This window comes from Bacillus sp. GZB (genome assembly GCF_001975995.1).
GTDB classification, from domain to species: domain Bacteria; phylum Bacillota; class Bacilli; order Bacillales; family Bacillaceae; genus Bacillus; species Bacillus velezensis.
Genome location: NZ_MTQG01000018.1, coordinates 296,986 through 319,203, shown reverse-complemented (window position 1 = coordinate 319,203; position 22,218 = coordinate 296,986). Strand labels below are relative to the sequence as shown.

At 47.8% G+C, this 22,218-nt stretch carries 22 protein-coding genes, 3 pseudogenes and 1 other annotated feature; of the genes and pseudogenes, 19 read left to right on the top strand and 6 right to left on the bottom strand.

The features are described 5' to 3' along the window. Positions 1–156: 156 nt before the first annotated feature. The 5 genes and pseudogenes from glnK to BXO87_RS21095 all read left to right on the top strand — a co-directional run. Positions 157–1,449 carry a two-component system sensor histidine kinase GlnK gene (gene glnK / locus BXO87_RS17745; RefSeq protein ID WP_038456858.1) on the top strand — a complete coding sequence of 431 codons (1,293 nt, stop codon included), beginning with the start codon at positions 157–159 and terminating at the stop codon, positions 1,447–1,449. Between the two features lies 1 nt (position 1,450). After that, the gene (glnL, locus tag BXO87_RS17740) at positions 1,451–2,398 is read left to right on the top strand and encodes a glutamine utilization two-component system response regulator GlnL (RefSeq protein ID WP_007409014.1); all 948 of its coding nucleotides are present in this window, start codon (positions 1,451–1,453) and stop codon (positions 2,396–2,398) included. Positions 2,399–2,403: 5 nt separating this feature from the next. After that, a pseudogene (locus BXO87_RS17735) lies at positions 2,404–2,702 on the top strand (phosphotransferase); the annotation flags it as partial. Between the two features lie 48 nt (positions 2,703–2,750). Continuing rightward, positions 2,751–3,001: a binding site (T-box leader), on the top strand. Between the two features lie 86 nt (positions 3,002–3,087). Next, positions 3,088–3,252, top strand: a complete 165-nt coding sequence (locus tag BXO87_RS17730) for a tryptophan RNA-binding attenuator protein inhibitory protein (RefSeq protein ID WP_007409016.1) — start codon at positions 3,088–3,090, stop codon at positions 3,250–3,252. Positions 3,253–3,367: 115 nt separating this feature from the next. Continuing rightward, a pseudogene (locus BXO87_RS21095) lies at positions 3,368–3,562 on the top strand (transposase); the annotation flags it as partial. 144 nt (positions 3,563–3,706) lie between these two features. Here BXO87_RS21095 and BXO87_RS17720 read toward each other — a convergent pair. Next, positions 3,707–4,600, bottom strand: a complete 894-nt coding sequence (locus BXO87_RS17720) for a cation diffusion facilitator family transporter (protein WP_007409018.1) — start codon at positions 4,598–4,600, stop codon at positions 3,707–3,709. A gap of 428 nt (positions 4,601–5,028) precedes the next feature. Here BXO87_RS17720 and BXO87_RS17715 point away from each other — a divergent pair, with 428 nt between their 5' ends. The 4 genes from BXO87_RS17715 (at position 5,029) to BXO87_RS17700 (ending at position 7,648) form a co-directional block, all read left to right on the top strand. Beyond that, positions 5,029–5,649 (top strand): nitroreductase family protein, encoded by a 621-nt coding sequence (locus BXO87_RS17715; protein ID WP_007409019.1) that lies wholly within the window; start codon positions 5,029–5,031, stop codon positions 5,647–5,649. 24 nt (positions 5,650–5,673) lie between these two features. After that, on the top strand, positions 5,674–6,612 hold the full coding sequence (locus BXO87_RS17710) for a ring-cleaving dioxygenase (protein ID WP_038456865.1): 939 nt from the start codon (positions 5,674–5,676) through the stop codon (positions 6,610–6,612). Positions 6,613–6,742: 130 nt separating this feature from the next. Next, the gene (locus BXO87_RS17705) at positions 6,743–7,132 is read left to right on the top strand and encodes a DoxX family protein (protein WP_007609195.1); all 390 of its coding nucleotides are present in this window, start codon (positions 6,743–6,745) and stop codon (positions 7,130–7,132) included. A gap of 177 nt (positions 7,133–7,309) precedes the next feature. Next, positions 7,310–7,648, top strand: a complete 339-nt coding sequence (locus BXO87_RS17700) for a thioredoxin family protein (RefSeq protein WP_007409022.1) — start codon at positions 7,310–7,312, stop codon at positions 7,646–7,648. A 63-nt stretch (positions 7,649–7,711) separates the two neighbouring features. On the opposite strand, the gene BXO87_RS17695 is transcribed toward BXO87_RS17700, so the two are convergent. Continuing rightward, positions 7,712–8,095, bottom strand: a complete 384-nt coding sequence (locus BXO87_RS17695) for a DUF2512 family protein (protein ID WP_003156684.1) — start codon at positions 8,093–8,095, stop codon at positions 7,712–7,714. 153 nt (positions 8,096–8,248) lie between these two features. Here BXO87_RS17695 and BXO87_RS17685 point away from each other — a divergent pair, with 153 nt between their 5' ends. The 4 genes from BXO87_RS17685 (at position 8,249) to tatC (ending at position 11,689) form a co-directional block, all read left to right on the top strand. Beyond that, positions 8,249–8,677, top strand: a complete 429-nt coding sequence (locus BXO87_RS17685) for a cell wall hydrolase (RefSeq protein ID WP_007409023.1) — start codon at positions 8,249–8,251, stop codon at positions 8,675–8,677. A 263-nt stretch (positions 8,678–8,940) separates the two neighbouring features. Then, complete coding sequence (locus tag BXO87_RS17675) at positions 8,941–10,692, top strand: alkaline phosphatase D family protein (protein ID WP_007409025.1); 1,752 nt, start codon at positions 8,941–8,943, stop codon at positions 10,690–10,692. A gap of 12 nt (positions 10,693–10,704) precedes the next feature. Continuing rightward, complete coding sequence (locus tag BXO87_RS17670) at positions 10,705–10,902, top strand: twin-arginine translocase TatA/TatE family subunit (RefSeq protein ID WP_003156681.1); 198 nt, start codon at positions 10,705–10,707, stop codon at positions 10,900–10,902. A gap of 61 nt (positions 10,903–10,963) precedes the next feature. After that, a complete protein-coding gene (gene tatC / locus BXO87_RS17665) occupies positions 10,964–11,689 on the top strand; it encodes a twin-arginine translocase subunit TatC (protein WP_038456868.1) in 726 nt (241 codons plus the stop codon). Here tatC and pcp read toward each other — a convergent pair. Next, positions 11,686–12,333: a pyroglutamyl-peptidase I gene (gene pcp / locus BXO87_RS17660; RefSeq protein ID WP_038456871.1), complete on the bottom strand. Its 648-nt coding sequence runs from the start codon at positions 12,331–12,333 to the stop codon at positions 11,686–11,688. The two genes, tatC and pcp, sit on opposite strands and share 4 nt — an antisense overlap. Before the next feature lie 71 nt (positions 12,334–12,404). On the opposite strand from pcp, the gene BXO87_RS17655 reads away from it, so the two are divergent. Then, complete coding sequence (locus BXO87_RS17655; protein WP_007409028.1) at positions 12,405–13,532, top strand: aminotransferase class V-fold PLP-dependent enzyme; 1,128 nt, start codon at positions 12,405–12,407, stop codon at positions 13,530–13,532. A 35-nt stretch (positions 13,533–13,567) separates the two neighbouring features. On the opposite strand, the gene lmr(B) is transcribed toward BXO87_RS17655, so the two are convergent. Beyond that, positions 13,568–15,007, bottom strand: a complete 1,440-nt coding sequence (gene lmr(B) / locus BXO87_RS17650) for a lincomycin efflux MFS transporter Lmr(B) (RefSeq protein WP_038456874.1) — start codon at positions 15,005–15,007, stop codon at positions 13,568–13,570. Positions 15,008–15,043: 36 nt separating this feature from the next. Continuing rightward, the gene (gene lmrA / locus BXO87_RS17645) at positions 15,044–15,610 is read right to left on the bottom strand and encodes a transcriptional regulator LmrA (protein WP_007409030.1); all 567 of its coding nucleotides are present in this window, start codon (positions 15,608–15,610) and stop codon (positions 15,044–15,046) included. A 177-nt stretch (positions 15,611–15,787) separates the two neighbouring features. Here lmrA and BXO87_RS17640 point away from each other — a divergent pair. The 4 genes and pseudogenes from BXO87_RS17640 to BXO87_RS17625 all read left to right on the top strand — a co-directional run bounded on the left by BXO87_RS17640 (position 15,788) and on the right by BXO87_RS17625 (position 19,564). Further along, positions 15,788–16,455 (top strand): annotated as a pseudogene (locus tag BXO87_RS17640) (asparaginase domain-containing protein). Positions 16,456–16,650: 195 nt separating this feature from the next. Beyond that, positions 16,651–17,295 (top strand): lipase EstA, encoded by a 645-nt coding sequence (estA, locus tag BXO87_RS17635; protein ID WP_038456877.1) that lies wholly within the window; start codon positions 16,651–16,653, stop codon positions 17,293–17,295. A gap of 136 nt (positions 17,296–17,431) precedes the next feature. Next, a complete protein-coding gene (locus tag BXO87_RS17630) occupies positions 17,432–18,502 on the top strand; it encodes a helix-turn-helix domain-containing protein (RefSeq protein WP_032872737.1) in 1,071 nt (356 codons plus the stop codon). Between the two features lie 129 nt (positions 18,503–18,631). Then, a complete protein-coding gene (locus BXO87_RS17625) occupies positions 18,632–19,564 on the top strand; it encodes an aldo/keto reductase (protein WP_038456880.1) in 933 nt (310 codons plus the stop codon). Positions 19,565–19,607: 43 nt separating this feature from the next. Here BXO87_RS17625 and BXO87_RS17620 read toward each other — a convergent pair whose 3' ends face one another. Then, positions 19,608–20,603 carry a DUF5105 domain-containing protein gene (locus BXO87_RS17620; protein WP_038456882.1) on the bottom strand — a complete coding sequence of 332 codons (996 nt, stop codon included), beginning with the start codon at positions 20,601–20,603 and terminating at the stop codon, positions 19,608–19,610. A 126-nt stretch (positions 20,604–20,729) separates the two neighbouring features. On the opposite strand from BXO87_RS17620, the gene BXO87_RS17615 reads away from it, so the two are divergent. Continuing rightward, positions 20,730–22,136 (top strand): YcdB/YcdC domain-containing protein, encoded by a 1,407-nt coding sequence (locus BXO87_RS17615; RefSeq protein ID WP_038456884.1) that lies wholly within the window; start codon positions 20,730–20,732, stop codon positions 22,134–22,136. The last annotated feature ends 82 nt before the right edge of the window (positions 22,137–22,218 follow it).

The following is a 22,218-nucleotide window of genomic DNA, read 5'->3' as shown; positions in this document are numbered from 1 at the left end:
TAATGACATCTACAGAATCATACAAAATACGACAAAATCATTCTTAAAATAAGCCGATAGATTTATAAATCAGCCGGAGTGTCCCGCCATTCGGGTCTAAAGAAATTTGCGGACTGTATCGGTCTTGTTCAAAATAGACAGAAGAAGGAAGTGATTATGATCAGGCTCGACTATTTACTGAAAAAAGACGGCTATCTTTTCGCCCTTATGCTGATCACCGTGCCGCTGGCGGGGGAACTGAAATTTTACCCCCTGAATGAGGTATATCGGATCAGCTTCGGCGCCCCGGCTTTTTTCTTTTTTCTGCTGCTGCTTCGGCATGTGCCGGCAGTATTGTCAGGGCTGTTGACAGGTGCAGCCGTTGTGGCATTCCGGATCGGCCTGGCGTGTTGGGGAGGAGAGCATGCCGGCTTTACGGAGGCTTTTTTCAGCCAATATCCCAGTTTCTTTTTTTACTTTACATATGCCTGCTTGTTTTATGTGCTGAAGGTCAGGCTTTTTTGGGATCGGCCGCTGATGATCGGTTTTCTCGGTTTTCTCATTGAAATTGCGTCCGATGCCGTTGAAATGACGGTTCAGTTTTCCGGCGGCCGGCAGATTATGATGCCGGACAAGCTGGCGGATATTGCGGTTATCGCTGTTTCTCACACATTTATTGTGCTGAGTTTTTTCAACGTGATGAAGCTGCACGAATCTCAGGTCAGGGAAAAACAAACGAGAAAGCAGCATGAGCATATGCTGATGATTGTGTCTAACTTATATGAAGAAACGATTCATTTGAAAAAAACGCTGAAAACGACAGAGCATGTGACGAAAGAATCCTATCAGCTGTATCGGGAAATGAGCGGGAACGACCGGGAGCTCGGGAGCCGAATGCTGCGCCTTGCGGGAGAAATTCATGAAGTGAAAAAAGACAATCAGCGAATATTCGCCGGCCTGTCGAAGCTGATTTCCAATGAGAGATTCCGGGATTACATGAATGCCGCCGCTCTGGTCGGCATCGTCATCCGAATCAATGAAAAATACGCCGAATCTTTAGGCAAGGACATTCAATTCCGGAGCGTGATTGAAGGAGAACATCCCGATTATCACGTCTTTACCGTCCTGTCGATCTTAAATAATCTGACCGCCAATGCCGTCGAAGCCATGGGAGACAGGGGTGAGATCCGCCTCGCACTGCGCAGGGCTGAGGGGGAGATGGCCGAATTTCAGGCGGAAGATGACGGTCCCGGCATTCCGGAAAAAATTGGAGAGGTCGTTTATGATCCCGGGTTTACATCCAAATACGATGAATTCGGCACACCTTCAACGGGCATCGGGCTTACTTACGTGAAGGAAATCGTAACTGAACTTGACGGAGACATTTCCTTTCATAACAAGCCAAAAGGCGTCATATTTACGATTAAGCTGCCGGTGAAGCATTTGATTGCAGAAAGGATGAACTCATAATATGCGGTTTTTTATAGCTGATGATGACCGGGCGATCCGTTCCATTTTAAAACAGATGATCGAGGACGAGGACTTAGGCGAAGTCGTCGGTGAGGCAGAGGACGGAAGCCAGATTGAAGGGCATTATCTCCATTTTAAACAAGTCGATATTTTATTAATTGATCTGCTGATGCCGGGGCGGGACGGGATTGAGACGATCCGGCATCTTCAAGGGTCGTACAACGGAAAAGCGGTGATGATATCGCAGGTGGAGGCTAAGGAAATGGTGGGAGAAGCTTATTCTCTCGGCATCGAATACTTTATCCACAAACCGATCAACAAAATCGAGATCGTCACCGTTTTGCGAAAAGTAAAAGAGCGGATTGAACTGGAAACCTCGATCGGCGACATCCAACACTCGTTAAGCCGTCTTATTCAGCGGAATGAGCCGAAAAAAAGCGGGCCTGGGGGGATGCACGAGAAATCAATCAAAGAAACAGGAAAATTTCTTTTATCGGAATTAGGCATCGTGGGAGAAAGCGGGGCGCATGACCTCATGGCCGTCCTTCACTATTTATTTGAGGATGAACAGGCGGAAAGAAACATCCCGTCTTTAAAGCAGATGTTTACAAACGTCGCCATCCGGAAGCTGGGGCCTGCGGCGGCACAAGCCGAGGTTAACAGAGAAATCAAAGCCTCGGAACAGCGGATCAGAAGGGCCGTCATTCATTCGTTAAACCATTTCGCTTCATTGGGCACAACTGATTTTTCAAACCCCAAATTTGAATATTACGCCTCGAAATTCTTTGATTTCCCTGCTGTCAGCAAGAGAATGAAAGAAATGCAGGCTAAGGAAACCGTGCCGCTTTCTCCGGTTAAAGTGAATATGAAAAAATTCATTCACGTCTTCTTTTTGGAGGCGAAAGATTTACGCGAAGGATCAAAATTTGTCAGCGGAGGCAGCCGGTAAGCTGGCTTTGGAAAAGATGGCAAACGTGGATAAATGACAGCTCGTACTGGCCTGATTTTTCCGTGCTGATCCATGGCGACTTGCATCCTCCGCATATTTTGATCGGCGAAAATCAGCGTGTGACGGGTCTCCTCGATTGGACGGAGGCAAAGGTTGCTGATCCGGCCAAGGATTTTGTCCTTTATCAAGTGATATTAGGAGAAAAAGAAACAAAACGGCGAAGTTCGCGCTTCAGACGGGGCAAGAGGAGCATATGCAAATGGCGCGGGACATGCTCGGCCTGTCCGATCCGAAAGGTTATTGACTTCCGCCGGATGACAGCGTATGATACATTTTAAAATAAAAGAACGGATTAACAATGCTGAGGAAGAGTAAGTACGCATCAGCGCGCGGGGTTCAGAGAGTCGGTGGCCGCTGTGAACCGATCCCCGTCCGGTGCCGAATGGGCTTCTGAATTGCTGCGCTGAAATGACAGTAGGCGGTGCCGGGATTCTTTCCCCGTTATCAAGAAAGGAGTATTGAAACCGTGTGTTTCTGTACTTTTTGAGAGAATGGCTCTTCAGCCGTTAATAAAGGTGGCACCGCGAAAACCTCGTCCTTTGATGGACGGGGTTTTTTGTATTGTTAAGGAGGTGATGGCCATGGAAAGTGACTGGAGACGGACAGACAATCAAAAAGGAGGGATATTCATGGTGATCGCAACCGACGATCTTGAGCTCACGTGTCCGCATTGTGAAGGAACCGGCGAGGAGAAAGAAGGGACGCCCTGTCCGAAGTGCGGCGCGAAGGGCGTCATATTGACCGCTCAAGGAAACACGCTGCTGCATTTTATCAGAAAGCATATTGATCAGTGAAATCAAACGAAAAAGGCCGTTATCCGGCCTTCAGGCTGTCGAGAAAATCTCGACAGCCTTTATTTTTCCCTTTTCATAAAATAAAAGAAAGACTGAAAAAAACGGTTTCTTTCTCATGTTCCACACAAGAAATTTTTCTCGAAACACAGCCGAATTCGTTCTGTTTGACCAACTCGTCGAAGAGGATCACCTTCTTCGAAAAATTGATAAATACATAGACTTCTCTTTCATCGTTGAAAAGGTCACACCTTACTGCAGCGAAAATAAAGGCCATCCCTCACTTGATCCGCTGATCTTATTCAAAATGATGTTGAAGATTGCCACATACCCAGCCAAGCAAGGCTAGGCATGCGGGAGTGCTTTTTCTGCAACTGAAATCAAATGAATATGTAAAGAAACAGCACAAAACAAAAAAGCTTGTAGAAAAACATCATTTTCTCTACAAGCTGCTTTTTCATTCTTCAAAATAAGGATTCACATGGATGAGCACTTCTTCAACATCTGAAAAGTGTCTTTGGATTTCATTTCGGATTTCGCGGGCAATATCGTGTCCCTGCTTAATCGTCAAATCATGATCCAAAGATAACCGGACATCAAGCAATTTATAGTGGCCGTGTTCTCTTGCTCGGATTTTATCGAGCCGTTTGACTTGAGGGCAGTGCAAAATAACGGCTTTATATTCCTCTATCAGTTCGGGATCAACACTTTTTTCCATGAGAACGTCAACAGACGGCCTGATTAATTCCATTGAAATCTTAAAAATGAGGTACGCCACGATGACACTGGCAATTGCATCAGCGTACAACAGATAGGACCATCCGCGTGTGTTCCCGATAATCGCCAATAGGACGCCGATAAAAGCGGCAAGAGAGGCAACGATATCGCCTTTATGATCGTATGCAATCGCTATAATCGCTTTACTGTTCCATTTTTCCCCTTGTTTGATCGAATAACGATATAAGATCTGCTTAGCCGCGTAGGATATCAGAGCCGCAAACAATGCGCTGTATTGCGGGATGCTTGGACCTTCAACAAAGGACGAAATCGCTTCTATCAGAATATACACGGAAACGAGCACTAATATGATTCCTACAATCGCTTCGCTGATGACCTCAGCTTTGCCATGCCCGAAAGGATGGTCTTGATCGGGCGGCTTATTAGAAATGCCGATGACGGCCAGGACAGCAATTGAAGCCGCGACATCCGCTGCAGAATGTATACCGTCGGCAAAAACTGCTTCACTATCGCCTATCAGTCCAAAAAAGATCTTTCCTGCCATTAAGATCAGATTGGCTATCAATGCAATCAAAGCAACTTTTTTGCTTATTTGTTCTCTTTCACTTGTCATTTTTTCCTCCTATAAAACTGCACAAAAAAATAGAGGCGCTTTTGATTCGCTCTCCGTATCCTTTCTTGTGTAATCACTTTGCTTATCGTACCAATTCAGTTTCGAGTGGGTCTATAGCAAGGTTGTTTCCTGTTTCCTAATAAATAAGGTGACAGAAAAAAAGTTGGAGCAGGGCTAAACAGTACACAGACAAAATGGCGCTGAATTAAAAAAAGAACTGTTGACATTTGAGTGTTTATCTTTTATTATTATCTCGAATTCAAGATTTTTTAATTCAAGATAATTTAATTAGAGTGCAGTATAAGAACCTGCCGATCGTTTGAATCACGAAAAGATCAGTGAAGAGAACGTTTCGTTTTTTAATCATACGTTATTTGATTTTTTATACTATAATATCTCGAATTCGAGATAAAAGGGGTGCGAGGGAAATGGCTGAATTTGTACAGCTAGTGAATGAAAGAAGATCTGCAAGCAACTTTCTTCCAGAACATCCAATCACAAGAGATGAGCTCAATGAAATGTTTGAATTGGTTGCGTTGGCTCCATCAGCTTTTAATTTGCAGCACACAAAATATGTGACGGTTCTTGACCCGGATGTAAAAGAAAAGCTGAAACAGGCCGCAAACGGACAATATAAAGTGTTTAGCTCATCAGCTGTTCTTTTGGTTTTAGGGGATAAGCAGGCATATCAGCAAGCGGCTGACATCTATGAAGGATTGAAGATGCTGGGGGTATTAAATAAACAAGAGTATGATCACATGGTTCAAGACACCGTTTCGTTTTATGAAAACAGGGGAGAACCATTTAAGAGAGATGAGGCGATAAGAAATGCTTCACTTTCTGCGATGATGTTTATGCTGAGTGCTAAGGAAAAAGGCTGGGACACCTGTCCGATGATAGGGTTTGATGCTGAAGCCGTGAAACAGATTTTGAAGATAGATGATCAATTTGAGGTCGTCATGATGATTACAATCGGGAAAGAAAAAATAGAAAGCAGAAGGCCGCGCGGCTACCGAAAGCCTGTGAATGAGTTTGTGGAGTATATTTAACTATTTGTAAAGGAGCAAATAAAAATGGCGAAAAAAACGATGGGCATCCATCATATTACGGCAATTGTCGGTCACCCTCAAGAGAATGCTGATTTCTACGCTGGAGTGCTGGGGCTGCGATTGGTTAAGCAAACGGTCAATTTTGATGATCCGGGTACGTATCACCTTTATTTTGGGGATGAAGGCGGGAAGCCGGGAACAATCATCACATTCTTTCCGTGGGCGGGCGCCCGCCAAGGCATCATTGGAGACGGACAGGTTGGCGTGACATCTTACGCCGTGCCGAAGGGTGCCATGGCGTTTTGGGAAAAGAGACTTGAAAAGTTCAACATTCCATACACAAAAATCGAGCGTTTTGGAGAACAATATATAGAATTTGATGACCCGCATGGCCTGCATTTAGAAATCGTGGAAAGAGAAGCAGTGGAGGCCAATACGTGGACTTTCGGAGATGTAACCCCGGATGTTGCCATTAAAGGCTTTGGCGGTGCAACCCTGTTATCAGCACAGCCTGAAAAAACAGGTGAATTGCTGGAAAATATCATGGGGCTTGAGCGAGTCGGTAAAGAAGGAGACTTCGTTCGTTATCGTTCTGCCGGTGATATCGGAAATGTGATTGACCTTAAGTTAACGCCTATCGGCCGCGGGCAAATGGGTATCGGCACGGTCCATCACATCGCTTGGCGGGCTCAGGATGACGAAGATCAATTAGATTGGCAAAGGTTCATTGCTGCGCACGGATATGGTGTGACTCCTGTTCAGGATAGAAACTATTTTAATGCGGTTTACTTCAGAGAACATGGGGAAATCTTATTTGAGATTGCAACTGATCCGCCGGGCTTTGCCCATGATGAGTCACAAGAAAAAATGGGCGGAAAACTGATGCTCCCTGAGCAGTATGAACCGCACCGGGCACAAATTGAACAAGGGCTGCTGCCGTTTGAAGTGAGAGAATTAGATTGATTGATAGATGAACGTGAAGCATGAAGAAAAATAACAAGACATACATTTAACAGATGTTTGCTGGAAGCGACTGTTGGTAAACAGCTGCCTTGCAGACATCATATAATATGAAAAATAAGGAGAGATAAAAATGGAAGATGCAGGACTATTACTTATTCGAATCATGATTGGTGTGGTGTTTCTGTTTTATGGATCACAAAAATTATTCGGCTGGTTTGGCGGATACGGAATTAAAGGAACCGGACAATGGTTCGAGTCAATTGGAGTTAAACCAGGTAATGCCGCGGCCGCTTTATCAGGTCTCGGGGAACTCGCAAGCGGAATTCTATTTATTTTAGGTGTTTTCCTCCCGCTCGGAGCTGCTATTATAACGATTATTATGTTAGGTGCCATCGTAAAAGTCCATGGAGCGAAAGGATTTGCCAACGGTGCCGGCGGTTTTGAATATAACTTGGTGCTGATTGCAGTCTCCATCGGAGTTGCACTCATCGGTTCAGGGGCGTACGCTTTGCATTTTTAATATAAGTATCTAAGAACAGTTACTGAAAAGCGGTAACTGTTCTTTTATTTTCAAGCACAACGTTCAGGTGCTCTGAATAGCAAAAAAGCGGATATGTTCAATATAAATGTGTATAGTGAATGTACGCGTATTGATGAGCTTGGTCATGAAAGACGAGCCGATTGGAGGAGGGTTTTGTTGAAAGAGATGGCAGAATTACATTCATTAGATTCTATCGAGAATTTTATTAAACAGCATCAATTCAGTTTTATCTACATTTCAAGACCCGCCTGTACAGTATGTCACGCTGTTCTGCCGCAGCTCAGAAAAGTATTGGATCAGTTTCCGAATATCAAATTGGGGCATATCAATGCTGACGAGGTAGAAGAGGTTGCCGGCAGATTTTCAGTCTTCACTGTTCCCGTGCTTCTTTTGTTCATTGATGGGACTGAGTTTCTGAGAGAAGCCCGCTTTGTTCATTTTGAACAGCTCGAAGAAAGGCTGAAAAGGGTTTATCAGTTATATCAAGATGTATAAAGCGTTTATACTTTACAAATAAAAAGCCCCCTTTAAAGGGGCTTTTATCCGGCCTTTTTTACGTTATTCGGATCGGGGTTCTAAAAAACGGGACCCGCCCAAGTCTTTTCTCATCAGATAGATATGGAAAAAATATTCTCCGACGGCGATGATGACGGCGGAAATAAGAGCGGCAAACGCCAGTCTTCCTCCGGAAATGCCCATGGACAGCGGCATTCCCATCAGCCAGACAACAAGAAACGCGATTCCAAAATCAGCGGACGCCGCCGTGATGTTATTCCATCTCGGCAGCACGTACAGGTCGCCCGTAAAGTAAGAAACGGCTCCCAGCACAATGGTCATCAGCAGCACGTCGCCGAATGTAAAGCGAAAACCTAAGCCGAGTATCAGATACAGAATAATGATGGTCATAATGCCTTTGATGGCAAGCGCTTTAATGTGTTCCATGCGAATTCCTCCTTATGGAAATCATGTTAGTATGTTTCCTCATAACGTGAAATATAAACCCTTTTTTCGTGAACATTTGTTTTCTGGCTTTTGTCTGTCATCACTGGGCCGCGGCTGAATATGATGAAGGGAGAAAATACGGGAGGTGTCATGATGGCAGTCGTAAAAGCGTCGAGCGCCGATCTGGATCTAATGGCAAGGCTGCTCAGGGCGGAAGCGGAAGGCGAAGGGAAGCAGGGAATGCTTTTGGTCGGCAATGTGGGAATCAATCGGGTGCGGGCGAATTGTTCTGATTTTAAAGGCCTGCGCACCATCAGGCAGATGGTGTTTCAGCCGCACGCGTTTGAAGCGGTGACTCACGGATACTTTTACCAGAGACCGCGTGAATCCGAGCGGAGGCTTGCCCGCCGGACGATTAACGGAGAACGGTTTTGGCCGGCTAAGTTCAGTCTGTGGTATTTTAAGCCGCCGGGAAACTGCCCGCCGACTTGGTATAATCAGCCGTTTGTCGCGAGATTCAAATCCCACTGCTTCTATCAGCCGACAGGTGAAACGTGCGAAAACGTGTACAATACATTTTAATCCCGGGCGCACCGTTCTGAGAATGAACGGTGTTTTTTTAATTTCTTGTGAAGAAAAATAGGAAAAAAGTTCGCTTGACGGATGACAAGCCAAAAAGAAACAGAGGGGGTTTTCTCCCGGCGGGGCAAGGTTTGTCGAAACAATGTGAAAAATGTCTCCCGCCGTCCATTTTTCAGCCTTACAAACCCTTCACACTTCTTCATAGCGGTTTAACATTTCTTTTTTATAATAAGGGCGATCAATGAGACGAAAGGGGAACTGACATGACACATGACGGCCGTTTAGATGAATGGATCAAGGAATTGGAGAACAAAAGCTTTCAGAACAATACGTTTGACCGCCGCGCATTTATACAGGGCGCCGGGAAAATCGCCGGTCTTTCCCTCGGGTTAGCGATCGCGCAATCCATCGGCGCGTTTGAAGTGAATGCCGCTCCGAAATTTTCAAACTATCCGTTCACCCTCGGCGTAGCTTCCGGCGACCCGCTGTCTGACAGCGTCATTCTCTGGACGCGTCTTGCCCCTGACCCGCTGAATGGGGGCGGCATGCCGAAGCAGGCCGTGCCGGTAAAATGGGAAATCGCCGCTGATGAACATTTTCGTCACATCGTCAAACGCGGAACGGAAATGGCCAAGCCGAATCTCGGACACTCCGTCCATGTCGAGGCGGACGGGCTCAAGCCCAATAAAGTGTACTATTACCGGTTTAAAAGCGGGCATGAGCTCAGTCCCGTCGGCCGGACGAAAACGCTGCCCGCTCCCGGTGCTGACGTATCCGCCATGACGTTTGCATTTGCCTCATGCCAGCAGTATGAACACGGCTATTATACGGCGTATAAACATATGGCGAAGGAAAAGCTTGATCTCGTGTTCCATCTCGGAGATTACATTTATGAATACGGACCGAACGAATATGTGTCAAAAACGGGAAATGTCAGGACGCACAGCAGCGCTGAAGTGTATACACTGTCAGATTACCGCAACCGTCATGCCCAATACCGCTCTGATGCCAATCTGAAAGCCGCCCACGCCGCATTTCCGTGGGTCGTGACGTGGGACGATCATGAGGTGGAAAACAATTATGCCAATATTATCCCTGAAAAAGGCCAATCCGTTGAAGCGTTTGTGCTCAGGAGGGCCGCAGCTTATCAGGCTTATTATGAACACATGCCGCTCAGGCGCATGTCATTGCCGAACGGTCCTGATATGCGGCTGTACAGGCAATTTTCTTATGGCAATTTAGCATCGTTCAATGTGCTTGATACAAGACAGTACAGAGATGATCAGGCCAACGGCGACGGGAATAAGCCGCCTTCTGATGAGTGGAGAGATCCGAAGCGTACATTGATGGGGACAGAACAGGAGCAATGGCTCTTCGGAAATTTAGCCGCCTCAAAAGCGAAGTGGAATGTGCTGGCGCAGCAAATCTTTTTCGCGCAATGGAATTTCGGAACAACCGCCAATCCGATATACAGCATGGATTCATGGGACGGCTACCCGGCTCAGCGGGAGCGGGTCATCAATTTTATAAAAAGCAAAAACCTGAACAATGTCATCGTGCTGACGGGTGATGTTCACGCAAGCTGGGCGTCAAACCTGCATACCGATTTTAATCAAACGAATTCAAAGATTTTCGGAGCCGAATTCGTCGGGACCTCCATTACATCTGGAGGAAACGGGGCGGATAAACGGGCCGATACGGATCAGATCTTAAAACAAAACCCGCATATTAAGTTTTTCAACGATTACCGCGGCTATGTCCGCTGTACGGTGACCCCTGCCCAATGGAGAGCGGATTACAGAGTGGTGCCGTACGTGACGGAGCCGGGGGCTGAGGTATTCACGCGGGCTTCATTCATTTATCAGAAAGACCAGACGGGGATTCGGAAGGTCTCTCAAGCTGCGGTTGCAGGCGGTTTAAAGCAGTCAAACGAGGTGGAAGAGGATCGTTTCTTCGCCCATAACAATGCGCATGAAAAGCAAATGAGAAAGAAACGGGCCAAAATCTCACAATAAGGAGGCACACTCATGTTTTCAAATATCGGCATTCCCGGGTTGATCCTGATTTTCGTCATCGCTCTCATCATTTTCGGGCCTTCAAAGCTTCCGGAAATCGGCCGTGCCGCCGGCCGCACGCTGCTTGAATTTAAAAGCGCCGCAAAAACACTGGTCTCAAATGAAGAGCCGGACAAGCAGACGGCTGAGAAAGACAAAACGGCAGGCTGAATCCTGACATGGGGGCAGACGAATCCGCTTCTGCCTCTTTCTCTATAAGGAGGATGTACGATTGGATAAAAAAGAAACCCACTTGATCGGGCATTTAGAGGAGATCCGGCAGCGTCTCATTAAAACCGTTATCGCCTTTCTCGTGTTTTTTATCGGCGCCTGCTGGTTTGTGCAGGATATTTATGACTGGCTGATCAAGGATTTGGATGGCAGGCTGGCCGTTTTAGGGCCGAGCGAGATTTTATGGGTATATATGATGATTGCGGGAATATGCGCCCTTACGGCAACGATTCCGGTTGCCGCTTTTCAGCTCTGGCGTTTTACGGCGCCGGCTTTGACCCCGTTTGAACGCCGCGCCGCTTTGCTTTACATTCCGGGGCTTTCGGTTTTGTTTATTATCGGAATTTCCTTCGGGTATTTTGTGCTGTTTCCGATTGTGCTCGGATTTTTAACACAATTATCCGCCGGCCATTTTGACATGGTATTTACGGCGGACAAGTATTTTACCTTTATGCTGAATCTTACATTGCCGTTCGGATTTTTGTTTGAAATGCCTCTGGCCGTCATGTTTCTGACACGGCTCGGAATCGTGAATCCAACCCGGCTGGCAAAGGCGCGGAAGCTTTCGTATTTTGTGCTGATCGTCGTCTCGGTGCTGATTACGCCTCCGGATTTTATGTCTGACTTTCTCGTCATGATTCCGCTGCTCGTCCTCTATGAAATCAGTGTGACGCTGTCCCGCATCGTTTACCGGAAGAAATGGGCCGAGGCGCCGTCTGCAGCTTAGTGAAGTTCGCCTCCGCCGGTCTCAATATCGTCCTCATGCGCCGCGGCGGTCACCGCGGCGATTTTGAGCGCTTTTGTCACGAGATCCAGGCTGAGGCTCGGCGCAGACTTTTGCAAGGTTTGCTCCGGAATGTACGGGATGTGTATAAACCCGCCGCGGATGTGCGGATGATGGCGGCTGATTTCATCCATCAGCCCGTAAAAGAGATGATTGCATACAAACGTCCCCGCCGTGTAGGATACAGCCGCGGGAATGCCTTCCTTTTTGATTTCCTCAACGATCCGTTTGATCGGAAGGCCGGTCCAATAGGCCGCGGGACCGCCTTGAGAAATGTTTTCCCCGACAGGCTGGTTTCCTTCGTTATCCGGTATGCGCGCCTCATTGAGATTGATCGCGACCCGTTCCGGCGTGATCTGCATTCTGCCGCCTGCCTGTCCGACACAGATGATAATGTCAGGCTGATGCTTTTTGATCGCCTCGCGCAGTACGGCAAGAGACTTATAAAAAACGGTCGGCACTTGTTCAGATACGATAGAGGCAGGGCCCTCAGCGGCACCATTCAGCCGTTTGACCGCTTCCCATGAAGGATTGACCGTTTCCCCGCCGAAGGGGTCAAAGCCTGTCAGCAATACTTTTTTCTCCATATAAAACCCTCCTTTTCTTTTTACCATACTCTATAATGGACATATATTCCTGCCGAAGGGGGAAACACGTCTTGAATTCGCCTCTGGTGCAATACCGATCTTTATTTCCGGCGCTCCGCACACATACGATGCTCGCCAGCTGCTCTCAAAGCGCTCTTGCCCTGCCGGTTTCAAAAGCGATCAATGACTATCAGGAAAGCCTGCTTCAGCATGGCGGAAACTGGGAAGAAGCCATTGGACGAACGGAGCAGGCAAGGTGTGAATTTGCGAAATTGATCGGCGCCCATCCTGAAGAAATCGCCGTTTTACCTTCAGTAACGGCTGCTGTCTCTGCCGTCGTTTCCGCTTTACCGGATTGCCGAAAGAAACAGGCGGTGTATACGGAATTGGATTTTCCGGCGATCGCCCACATTTTGAAGGCACAGACTGAGATGGAGCTTTCAGTCGTGCCGTCTGAAGATGGAATGATCCCGTTAGAGCGGTATGAGACGTACATATCGGAACAGACGCTTTTCACCTGTGTGCCCCATGTGTCATATACGTCCGGTTTTGTCCAGGATATGAAGCGCATTGCCGAGATATCCGCAAAGAAGGGATCGCTTCTTTTTGTCGATGCTTATCAATCAGCGGGGCACATCCCGATTGATGTAAAAGAATGGGGAGTTGATATGCTGGCCGCGGGTGCGAGAAAGTATATGCTCGGCATACCGGGAACGGCGTTTCTTTATGTCAGAAAGGAACTTGCCGAACGGCTGAAGCCGAAAGTCACCGGGTGGTTCGGGCAGCAGCGGGCGTCGATGCTGGATTTAACCCGTTTTTCTTATGCGGACGGAGCCAAACGCTTTGAGACCGGAACCCCGGCATTTATCAGCATATATGCGGCACAGGCGGCTTTATCTCTAGTAAACGATGCCGGCACAGACCGCATTCACCGGGAAGTAAAAAAACTCAGCGCATTTGCGTATGAATACGCTTTTGAAAAAGGGTTGCACCTCACAGGGCCGCCGTCTGCCGATGACAGACCCGGCATGATCTCCATACGGGATGAAAAAGCGGCGGAAACGGCTGCGCTGTTGAGGCGGAAAAACATCGTATGCGCACCCAGCGGACAAATCATCCGGCTGGCGCCTCATTTCTATAACACGGCCGATGATCTGATGTATGCGATTGATGAACTGGCTGAAGCGCGCGGTATATAAAAAAACAGCAGACTCACGGGGAGCCTGCTGTTTTCTTATGAGTGATTCACTTTGACCCGTTTCATAAACAAGGCGCTGATCAAGCCGATAACAGCGACAATCATCGCGAAGATAAAGGCGTGCTGGACGCCCGCAATCAGCGCGTGAGAGTATGCGGAAGGATCATTCGGGTTTTTCACGGTGCTCATATAATTCTTCTGCCCGGCTGCCATGATGCTGACCGCCACCGCAGTGCCGATTGCGCCGGCCATCTGCTGGAGCGTATTCATAATGGCCGTTCCGTCCGGATAAAATTCCGGCGGCAGCTGGTTTAAGCCGTTCGTTTGCGCCGGCATCATGATCATGGAAATGCCGATCATCAAGCATGTGTGGAGCACGACGATGAGAATGGCCGTTGAAGTGCTGGTAATGTTTGAGAAAAACCAAAGTGCGGCGGCCGTGATGACAAACCCGGGAATGACAAGCCACTTCGGTCCGTATTTATCAAACAGGCGCCCCGTCACCGGAGACATAAAGCCGTTTAAAATACCGCCCGGCAGCAGGATGAGCCCGGACGTAAACGCCGTCAGCATCAGTCCGCTTTGTAAATACATAGGCAATAGGAGCATTGTCGATAAGATAACCATCATACAGATAAACACAATCACGACACCGAGAACAAACATCGGATAGCGGAAAGCGCGCAGATTCATCATCGGCTGCTTCATTGTCAGCTGCCTGATGGAAAATAAGATGAGCGCGATCGCACCGACAGTGAGCGAACCGATAACCGTCGGGCTTGACCAGCCGTCTGATCCTTCGCCCGCATTGCTGAATCCGAATACGATGCCGCCAAACCCGATTGTAGACAGAATAATGGAAAGCACGTCAATTTTCGGTTTTGTAATGTCAGACACGTTCTGCATGTAGGCGATGCCGAATAAAAGAGCCAACACAAGAAACGGCAGGGAAATCCAGAAAATCCAATGCCAGTTCAAATGCTCTAACACAAGCCCTGAAAATGTCGGACCGATCGCAGGAGCGAACATGATGACAAGCCCGATCGTCCCCATCGCCGCTCCGCGCTTATGCGGCGGGAAGATGACGAGGATCGTATTAAACATCAGCGGCAGCAGCAGCCCGGTTCCTAAAGCCTGCACGATTCTTGCCGCCAAAAGAAACGGAAAGCTCGGTGCAAGCGCTGCAATCAGCGTGCCGATAATGGAAAAAGCGAGTGAAACGATAAACAGCTGTCTCGTCGTAAACCATTGCAAAAGCAGACCCGATACCGGGACAAGAATACCGAGAACGAGCAGATAGCCCGTCGTCAGCCACTGGACGGTCGCAGGAGTGATATGTAACTCCTTCATCAGGTCAGTCAGGGCGATATTCAGCGCCGTTTCACTGAACATGCCGATAAACCCTGCCGTCAGTAAAGAAATCATGATCGGCATGACTTTATATTGTTTGGAAGGCTGAGCGTTTTCCAAAATCATTCTCCTCTCTTTCTATACGTACATGTCTCTCGTATTTTATGTCTTCAGCAGGTTCGGGATTTGTTTAGAAATATGGAGGATCGGCATTTTGTCTTTTTTGGCTAAGGACACAATGATGCCGCCTTCTATCATGGCATTTAAAACAGTGCTGATTTCCGCCGCTTTCTCATCAGAAAAACCGGCTGATCTCAATTTGCCCGCGAACAGATTCTCCCATTCCTGATAAGCGCTTTGACAGGCCTGCTGGAGCTTTTCGCTCTTTAAAGCAGTCTCGGCAGCCAGTAAACCGACAGGAAACCCTTCAAAGTTTTCCGGACATGTGAATTGGCTTGATAAGTCCTGTAAAAACGCTTGAATGCTTTCCGCAGGATCAGGATGGGCATCAAGGCTTTCTTTTATTTTCATACGGATATAATGGCTCATTTCATTGACAGCCTCAATGGCGAGCTGCTCTTTGCCGTCCGGAAAATGATAGTAAAGAGAACCTTTCGGCGCACCGCTTTCTTTAATAATCTGATTCAGCCCCGTGCCGTAATACCCCTGAAGCTGAAACAGCCTGGTTGCCGCGGCGAGGATTTTTTCACGAGAATCTCCATAGCTCATAATGTTCCCACCTTACTGATTTTTGACAAATTTAAAATATAGTGACTGGTCTATTATCTTGATTTCACATGACGGTGTCAAGGTTTTTTAACGGTTATTTTCTTCGGGAGGTTGCCTGACAAGCGCGTTGACCGGTGAGAGGAAAATCTTCATAAATAAAGAAAAGGAGAGAAAAGAATGAAAAAACAATTCATGCCCTTCATTACATTTATCACGGCTCTGCTCTTCATCGCGGCCGGCTGCTCCCAATCTCCTCAAGCGAAAGAAACACCGCCCCGGATGGCAGCCGCAGCCTCAGCGAAAAAAGACGGACTTCCGAATGTTAAAATTCTTGCCGCCGGCGGCACAATTGCAGGCGCTGCTCCTTCAAAGACGTCAGCTACGGAGTACACGGCGGGGGCAATCGGAGTTGATGCCCTGATTCAGGCCGTTCCGGAGATAAAAGAGGTCGCGCATGTGAGCGGAGAACAGGTTGTGAATATCGGCAGCCAGAATATGAATAACGAGACACTGCTGAAACTTGCAAAACGGGTAAACAAGCTGCTCAAGTCTGATGATACAGACGGCATTGTCATTACACATGGAACAGACACACTTGAGGAAACCGCCTACTTTCTCAATCTGACGGTCAAAAGTGACAAGCCCGTTGTTGTCGCCGGGTCAATGAGGCCGTCCACTCCACAAGGACGGGAAACGGAACGGTAACACCTAATCGAGATTATGAAAAAGACCATTTGACAGCTTCTAACTCTCTCAACCCTCAAAAAGCGCGGATTCTTCTGATGCTTGCGCTGACAAAAACGCATGACCCTAAGCGGATTCAAACCTATTTCAATGAGTACTAGGAGAAGAGAACCGGGTGTTCTCTCCTTTTTCGGTATGCCGTATTAAAGCATAAGCGTGCTTTCGGGAAAGGGGCGTCTTTCTCATTTTTCCGCTCTTTTTAAATTGTTTAAAACAGTAAAAAATACACTATTTTTTCCTTTTCTCCTCTAATAGAATGAAAACTGCAAAAATATTACATAGCAGGAGGAAAGTTCATGAAACAAATAAAAAACAAAATTCTAGTCATCCTTACAGTTTGTATGCTGTCCGTCATTTCCGTATTTGCCTTTCAGCCGACCGTATCGAAAGCCTCCTCAGGGCATAACCCTGTTGTCATGGTCCACGGAATCGGCGGGGCGTCCTTTAACTTCGCGGGAATCAAAACATACTTGGCATCCCAAGGCTGGTTAAGAAAAGAGATGTACGCCATTGATTTCTTAGACAAAACCGGAAACAACAGACACAATGCGCCGAGACTGTCCAATTACGTGAAAAAAGTGCTCAGCGAAACAGGTGCGAAAAAAGTCGATATCGTCGCGCACAGCATGGGCGGCGCCAACACGCTCTATTACATTAAAAATCTTGACGGCGGAGACAAAATCGCAAACGTCGTCACACTCGGCGGAGCGAACGGCCTTGTGACCAACCGGGCGCTTCCGGGGACTGATCCGAACCAAAAGATTTTATATACATCGATTTACAGCTCAGCGGACTTAATCGTCCTGAACCCGCTGTCACGACTGATCGGCGGGAAAAACGTGCAGATTCACGGTGTCGGACACATCGGACTTTTGATGAACAGCCAAGTAAACGGGCTGATTAAAGAAGGTCTGAACGGCGGCGGACAAAATACAAATTAACAGTTTCAAAGCCCCGGAGAATGAGAATATCCCGGGGGCTTTTTTTCTTCCATATTCTTTTTTCGCCGTAAACCAAGCCCTCTGAAGTTATTTTTGTTAAAATAATAAAGTTATATCAGAATTCGGAGGGTTTATTGTGGGAAAAGTGAAAAGAAATGCCCCTTGCCCATGCGGCAGCGGGAAGAAATATAAAAAATGCTGCGGAAGCAAAGAAGCTGCCATTCCGGCAGACATCGCGGCAAAAGAAGCGAAACAGATTCAGGAAAGCCTAATGGAGTACGCCTTTACAGCACATAGAGACGGCATATCATCATTTATTAACCAGCACGCGTTCATTACGGAGCTGGACAGACAGACAAAAGACATCGGAGTCTTCAACCTCGGCATCTGGGGAATTTTCTTCCGTCCGCTGGCAGGCGGCAAGACGATTTTTGAAGAATATCTTCAGAAAAAAGCCGGCGGCATCAACCGCCCGAAAACACGGGAAATCGTTGAATCATGGAAAAGCATGACACCTGCCGTTATGGTTCTTGAAGATGTGAAAGAAGGAATGATTCACTTTGAAGATGTGATGACGAAAAAACAATTCAAAGTGGAAATGGACGTCAGCCAGCAGGATCTTCCGCCGGCGGGAAGCCTGATTCTCGGCTATCCGATCCACGAAGCGGAAAAAGCCGAGTTCTTCATGCAATTTACGATCTTCCCTGTGAAGCGGGCCGAAGCTTTGATCAGCAAAGTGAAAAAGGCGGCGGCCCCGGCCCTTGCGGAAGGAAAATCGCCTGAGCGCTTTATGCAGGAAAACTTCGACACTGTGCTGGCCGCTCTTTTAGGATCGGCGGAAGAGCCTGAGCAGGCTGCTGAAGAAAAACAGACAGAGTGGGCGAACGACATGGAGAAGGAAACGGCGGACGCTATTGAAAAAGGCCTGAGCGGGGATGAATACCCGGCTGAGCTGGTTCCGGCCGTAATTGATCTGTGGAAAACGTTCTGTGTCAAAAAAACACCGACGATCAGAAAGCCTGAAGCTTTCGCAGCGGCGGTCGAATATTACGTGAACAGCATTTCTCTGAACGGCGCGTCCGTTTCTCAAGCGAAGCTGGCGAAGAAGTACGGCGTCAGCGCCTCAACGATTTCCAGCCGCTATAAGGAAATCGAGGGTGCTCTCACGGATGAAGCCGAACGCTTCGCCGCAGCTCTGACATCTTAATACACAGCAAAAAAACCTTGAAGGGCAAACGCTTTTCAAGGTTTTTTCTATAGATAGGCTCTCAGGCAGGATAATTCTTACCGTCTATCTAATACTAAACAGAGCGATAAAAGGAAGGGAGCCTGAGCTATGGATGAGACACGTACGCTGGGCAGGACGGATTTACGGGTAAAGCGTATCGGCTTTGGCGCTAATGCGGTGGGAGGACATAATCTGTTTCCCAATCTCAATGATGAAACGGGAAAAGAACTCATCCGCACAGCGTTGGACGGCGGCGTCAATTTTATTGATACGGCATTTATATACGGTTTGGGGCGTTCCGAAGAGTTAATCGGTGAAGTTGTCGCAGAGCGCGGCGTGCGGGACAGCCTCGTGATTGTGTCAAAAGGCGCGCATAAAGAAGTCAACGGACAAATCGAGCTGGACAACAGCCGTGAATTTCTCCGGAGTGAGGCGGAAAACAGCCTGAAGCGGCTGAAAACAGACGTGATTGATTTGTATTACGTCCACTTCCCTGACGGCAAAACACCGCTCTCCGAAGTGGCGGGCACGCTAAAAGAACTGAAGGACGAAGGGAAAATCAGAGCAATCGGCGCGTCCAATCTCAGCTTCCGGCAACTGCAGGAGTTTAACGCCGACGGCTATTTAGAGGTTTTTCAATCGGAATATTCACTGATTCAGCGTGAGGCGGAGCATGATCTGCTGCCTTATTGTGAAAAGAACGGCATTTCCTTTATTCCTTATTTTCCGCTTGCTTCCGGCTTGCTGACGGGAAAGTTTACAAAAGACACAGTCTTTGAGGACAGCCGAAAGAACAGGTCGCCGTTTCAGGGAGAAGCTTTTCGCCAAAATCTGGAGCGAGTGGATAAGCTTCGGGCCGTTGGAGAGGAAAAAGGGGCGCAGACAGCGCATATCGCACTCGCATGGCTTCTGTCGCAGCCGGCGGTGGATGCGATCATTCCCGGAGCCAAACGCCCTGACCAGCTGAAACACAATCTGGACGCGCTTCATGTGCAGTTAACCGAGGATGAGGTTCAATATATCAGTGACATCTTTAAGTGAAAATAAAAAAAGGAAATAGCCTGCGCTATTTCCTTTCTTGTTGTCAGGACGTTTTCAAAAACGCTTCTGTCAATCCTTCCAGATCGGCGTCTGTATCCAGATACCACTGGCCGCGGGCGTTTTTCTTCATCTCGATTTCTCTTGTAACGGAAGAAGAAGCCGGTTTCAGGCGCATAAACTCTTCCGGATAGACAGAAAGCAGGTGGCTGACAATTTCGTTTTCATCAGCATCGGGGTGCTTTCCGGCATAGTCTTGCACGCGGTCTTGCAGCTGGCCCGCAAGCGGAGACATATCAAGCGGCGTCACTTTTGCTTCAAGGACGGCTTTTTTGCCTGACATGGATTTGGTATGCACCTTGAGCTCTGTGTTATCCCGCAGCGCTGATGACATGGCGTCAATAATAGCGGAAATGGCTTTTGGATCCGCCTGTTCTTGTGAAATGCCTGCTGAGGTGATAAAGCTGGCTTTCGCCGATTCCTGATATGCGGCGGCCGTCATTTTTTCATTTACCCCGGTCAGGCGGGTGAAATCTTTATTGTGCTTGCCGTACAGCATCACATCAATGTAGGCGGATAATGCGTCCGCCGGGTCAGGTACTGCTTTTGAGGCTGTGCCTTTGACTTTCAGTTTATAAGATAAAGGCTTCGCGTCTTTTGCCTGCGGCTGATATACCAATTCATATGATTTGCCTTCGTCAGCCGTGAAGTACAGATTGCCCGTCACTGTCTTACCCGCATGAAGCGTGCCGCTCTGCATCAAGTCTTCCTTATCGGCCTTGGCTGTTTTCGCGTCATCCTGATAAAGCGAGAAGTCGCTGCTTTTGACGGTAAGCGGGTCTTTGCCCGTATTTTTGACGGTGACCGTTACTTTCAGCGCGGCCGGATGTTCAGTATCGTCTGAAGCGGCCCATGCTGTCTCTTTTATTTTCACTTTCGCCGTGCTGCTTTCCTGGCCGCCGCTCGTTTCGCTGCTGCATGCGGCGGTAAATGCCGTGAGAAGCAGAATGAAAAACACGGCGCTCATTTTTTTGATGGACATCTGGTTTACCCCCTGTTGTTAATGATTAATTCTATAGTCATGAAGATGGACAGGTTAATTATACTAGTTTTGTATAAAAGAGTCTTGGTAATCATCAATCTTTTTGGAAGAAAAGGAAGTGTTATGATGAAAAAAGAAGAGTTGAAACAGCTGGCTCTCCGAATCGGAAACGTACCTGCCCGCTACGAGAGTAATGTGGAAGTGGAAGAATACCAGGAAGATGAGGTTCTGTTTTGGTGGGAAGATAAGAATGATCCGGAAACCGGCATCATGGTCGAATTAGACCGGGACGGAAAACTGAAATCCTTATCCCGTCCGGCTTTCCGGACTGATCTGCCGCCTCTTTCGGAATCGGACATAGAAAAACGGATGCGGGCGTTTTTAGAAACCCATCGTCCGGGGGCATTGGCTGAGTTTGAATTGGAAACAATCGGCTCCGCAAATGATGGCGATGTGAGATATTCCTATGTTCAGATGGCTGACGGTCTGCCGCTTCCGCTGACCGGGTTTTACGTCGACCTCTCTTTGACAGGGGAAGTAACCGGTTTTTCTTACCATGGGAAGGCCGATGATCTTGTAAGGCCCGGGACAATTGCGGACAAGCGGGAAGCATTGGCTCACTTTGTCAAACATATAGAAGCAGAGCTGTTGTTCACCGTCCTGCATCAGTCCGTCTATATGCAGGGGGATGACAAGCCTCATCTCGTCTATGAAATCGTGTCTCCGACGCGGCCGATATCGGCCGACCTGAAGGAAGAGAATGAAGAAATAGACGAATATGAAGAACTGGAAGACGACACGCGGCCGTATGTCCCGATTTCACGCCCTGCACCTGAAGCGGAAAAAATGAGCATCAATGACATGATCGGGCTGCACGACGGTTTTTATAAAGAGAGGGAAAGCGATCTTGGGGACGGCCGCATCGGCATTGCCTGGCGTCCTGAAAAAACAAAATCCGTACGGGAAGATAAAAGCTTTGAAAGTCTGTTTAAAGAACGGAATGAACACGTATTGAAAACAATGCAGGATAAAGAATCGGGCCGGCTCGCCGGAGTGATGTCATTTATACATAGTGAAGGCGAACCGGTGTTTTCTGAGGAAGAATGCCATCACATGGCCATCCGCTTTTTATTCGCCATGTTTCCGGAAGCGGATCAGTATTTCCGGGTTCAATATGATGAACCGGATGATGAAGGAGAAAACGCAGGGCTTACATTTAAGGCTTGTTCGGGCGGTGTTGATTTGCGATTCGGAGAGGGGAGAATCTGTGTCAGCAAAAAGACGGGTCTTGTCACTGTATATATGCCGCCGGAAATTGATCCGAAAGAGCTCGAGGAAATCGATCCCGTTCCTTCATTGACATTGGGAGAGGCGAAGGACGCGATCCGCCGGGCCATCAAAGCAGAGCTCGCTTGGGATCGTTGTTACGATGACGACAGCTCCGGGAAAGTGTACAGGCTCGTATACAAACCGGTTTTCCCGCGGTTTATTGAGGCTCATACGGGAGAAGCGATCACGAGTTTAATAGGCTGAAGGTCATGGGCGTTCGTCCCGGGGGTTTCACGGGGAGTGTGACATTTGTATGAAAAAGTGCCGCTCTGAATACGGCTCTTTT

Bases quoted from the DNA above. Each gene is read 5' to 3' on its own strand.
- glnK (WP_038456858.1), top strand. From the start codon at position 157: ATGATCAGGCTCGACTATTTACTGAAAAAAGACGGCTATCTTTTCGCC.
- glnL (WP_007409014.1), top strand. From the start codon at position 1,451: ATGCGGTTTTTTATAGCTGATGATGACCGGGCGATCCGTTCCATTTTA.
- BXO87_RS17730 (WP_007409016.1), top strand. From the start codon at position 3,088: ATGGTGATCGCAACCGACGATCTTGAGCTCACGTGTCCGCATTGTGAA.
- BXO87_RS17720 (WP_007409018.1), bottom strand. From the start codon at position 4,600: ATGACAAGTGAAAGAGAACAAATAAGCAAAAAAGTTGCTTTGATTGCA.
- BXO87_RS17715 (WP_007409019.1), top strand. From the start codon at position 5,029: ATGGCTGAATTTGTACAGCTAGTGAATGAAAGAAGATCTGCAAGCAAC.
- BXO87_RS17710 (WP_038456865.1), top strand. From the start codon at position 5,674: ATGGCGAAAAAAACGATGGGCATCCATCATATTACGGCAATTGTCGGT.
- BXO87_RS17705 (WP_007609195.1), top strand. From the start codon at position 6,743: ATGGAAGATGCAGGACTATTACTTATTCGAATCATGATTGGTGTGGTG.
- BXO87_RS17695 (WP_003156684.1), bottom strand. From the start codon at position 8,095: ATGGAACACATTAAAGCGCTTGCCATCAAAGGCATTATGACCATCATT.
- BXO87_RS17685 (WP_007409023.1), top strand. From the start codon at position 8,249: ATGGCAGTCGTAAAAGCGTCGAGCGCCGATCTGGATCTAATGGCAAGG.
- BXO87_RS17675 (WP_007409025.1), top strand. From the start codon at position 8,941: ATGACACATGACGGCCGTTTAGATGAATGGATCAAGGAATTGGAGAAC.
- BXO87_RS17670 (WP_003156681.1), top strand. From the start codon at position 10,705: ATGTTTTCAAATATCGGCATTCCCGGGTTGATCCTGATTTTCGTCATC.
- pcp (WP_038456871.1), bottom strand. From the start codon at position 12,333: ATGGAGAAAAAAGTATTGCTGACAGGCTTTGACCCCTTCGGCGGGGAA.
- lmrA (WP_007409030.1), bottom strand. From the start codon at position 15,610: ATGAGCTATGGAGATTCTCGTGAAAAAATCCTCGCCGCGGCAACCAGG.
- estA (WP_038456877.1), top strand. From the start codon at position 16,651: ATGAAACAAATAAAAAACAAAATTCTAGTCATCCTTACAGTTTGTATG.
- BXO87_RS17625 (WP_038456880.1), top strand. From the start codon at position 18,632: ATGGATGAGACACGTACGCTGGGCAGGACGGATTTACGGGTAAAGCGT.
- BXO87_RS17620 (WP_038456882.1), bottom strand. From the start codon at position 20,603: ATGTCCATCAAAAAAATGAGCGCCGTGTTTTTCATTCTGCTTCTCACG.
- BXO87_RS17615 (WP_038456884.1), top strand. From the start codon at position 20,730: ATGAAAAAAGAAGAGTTGAAACAGCTGGCTCTCCGAATCGGAAACGTA.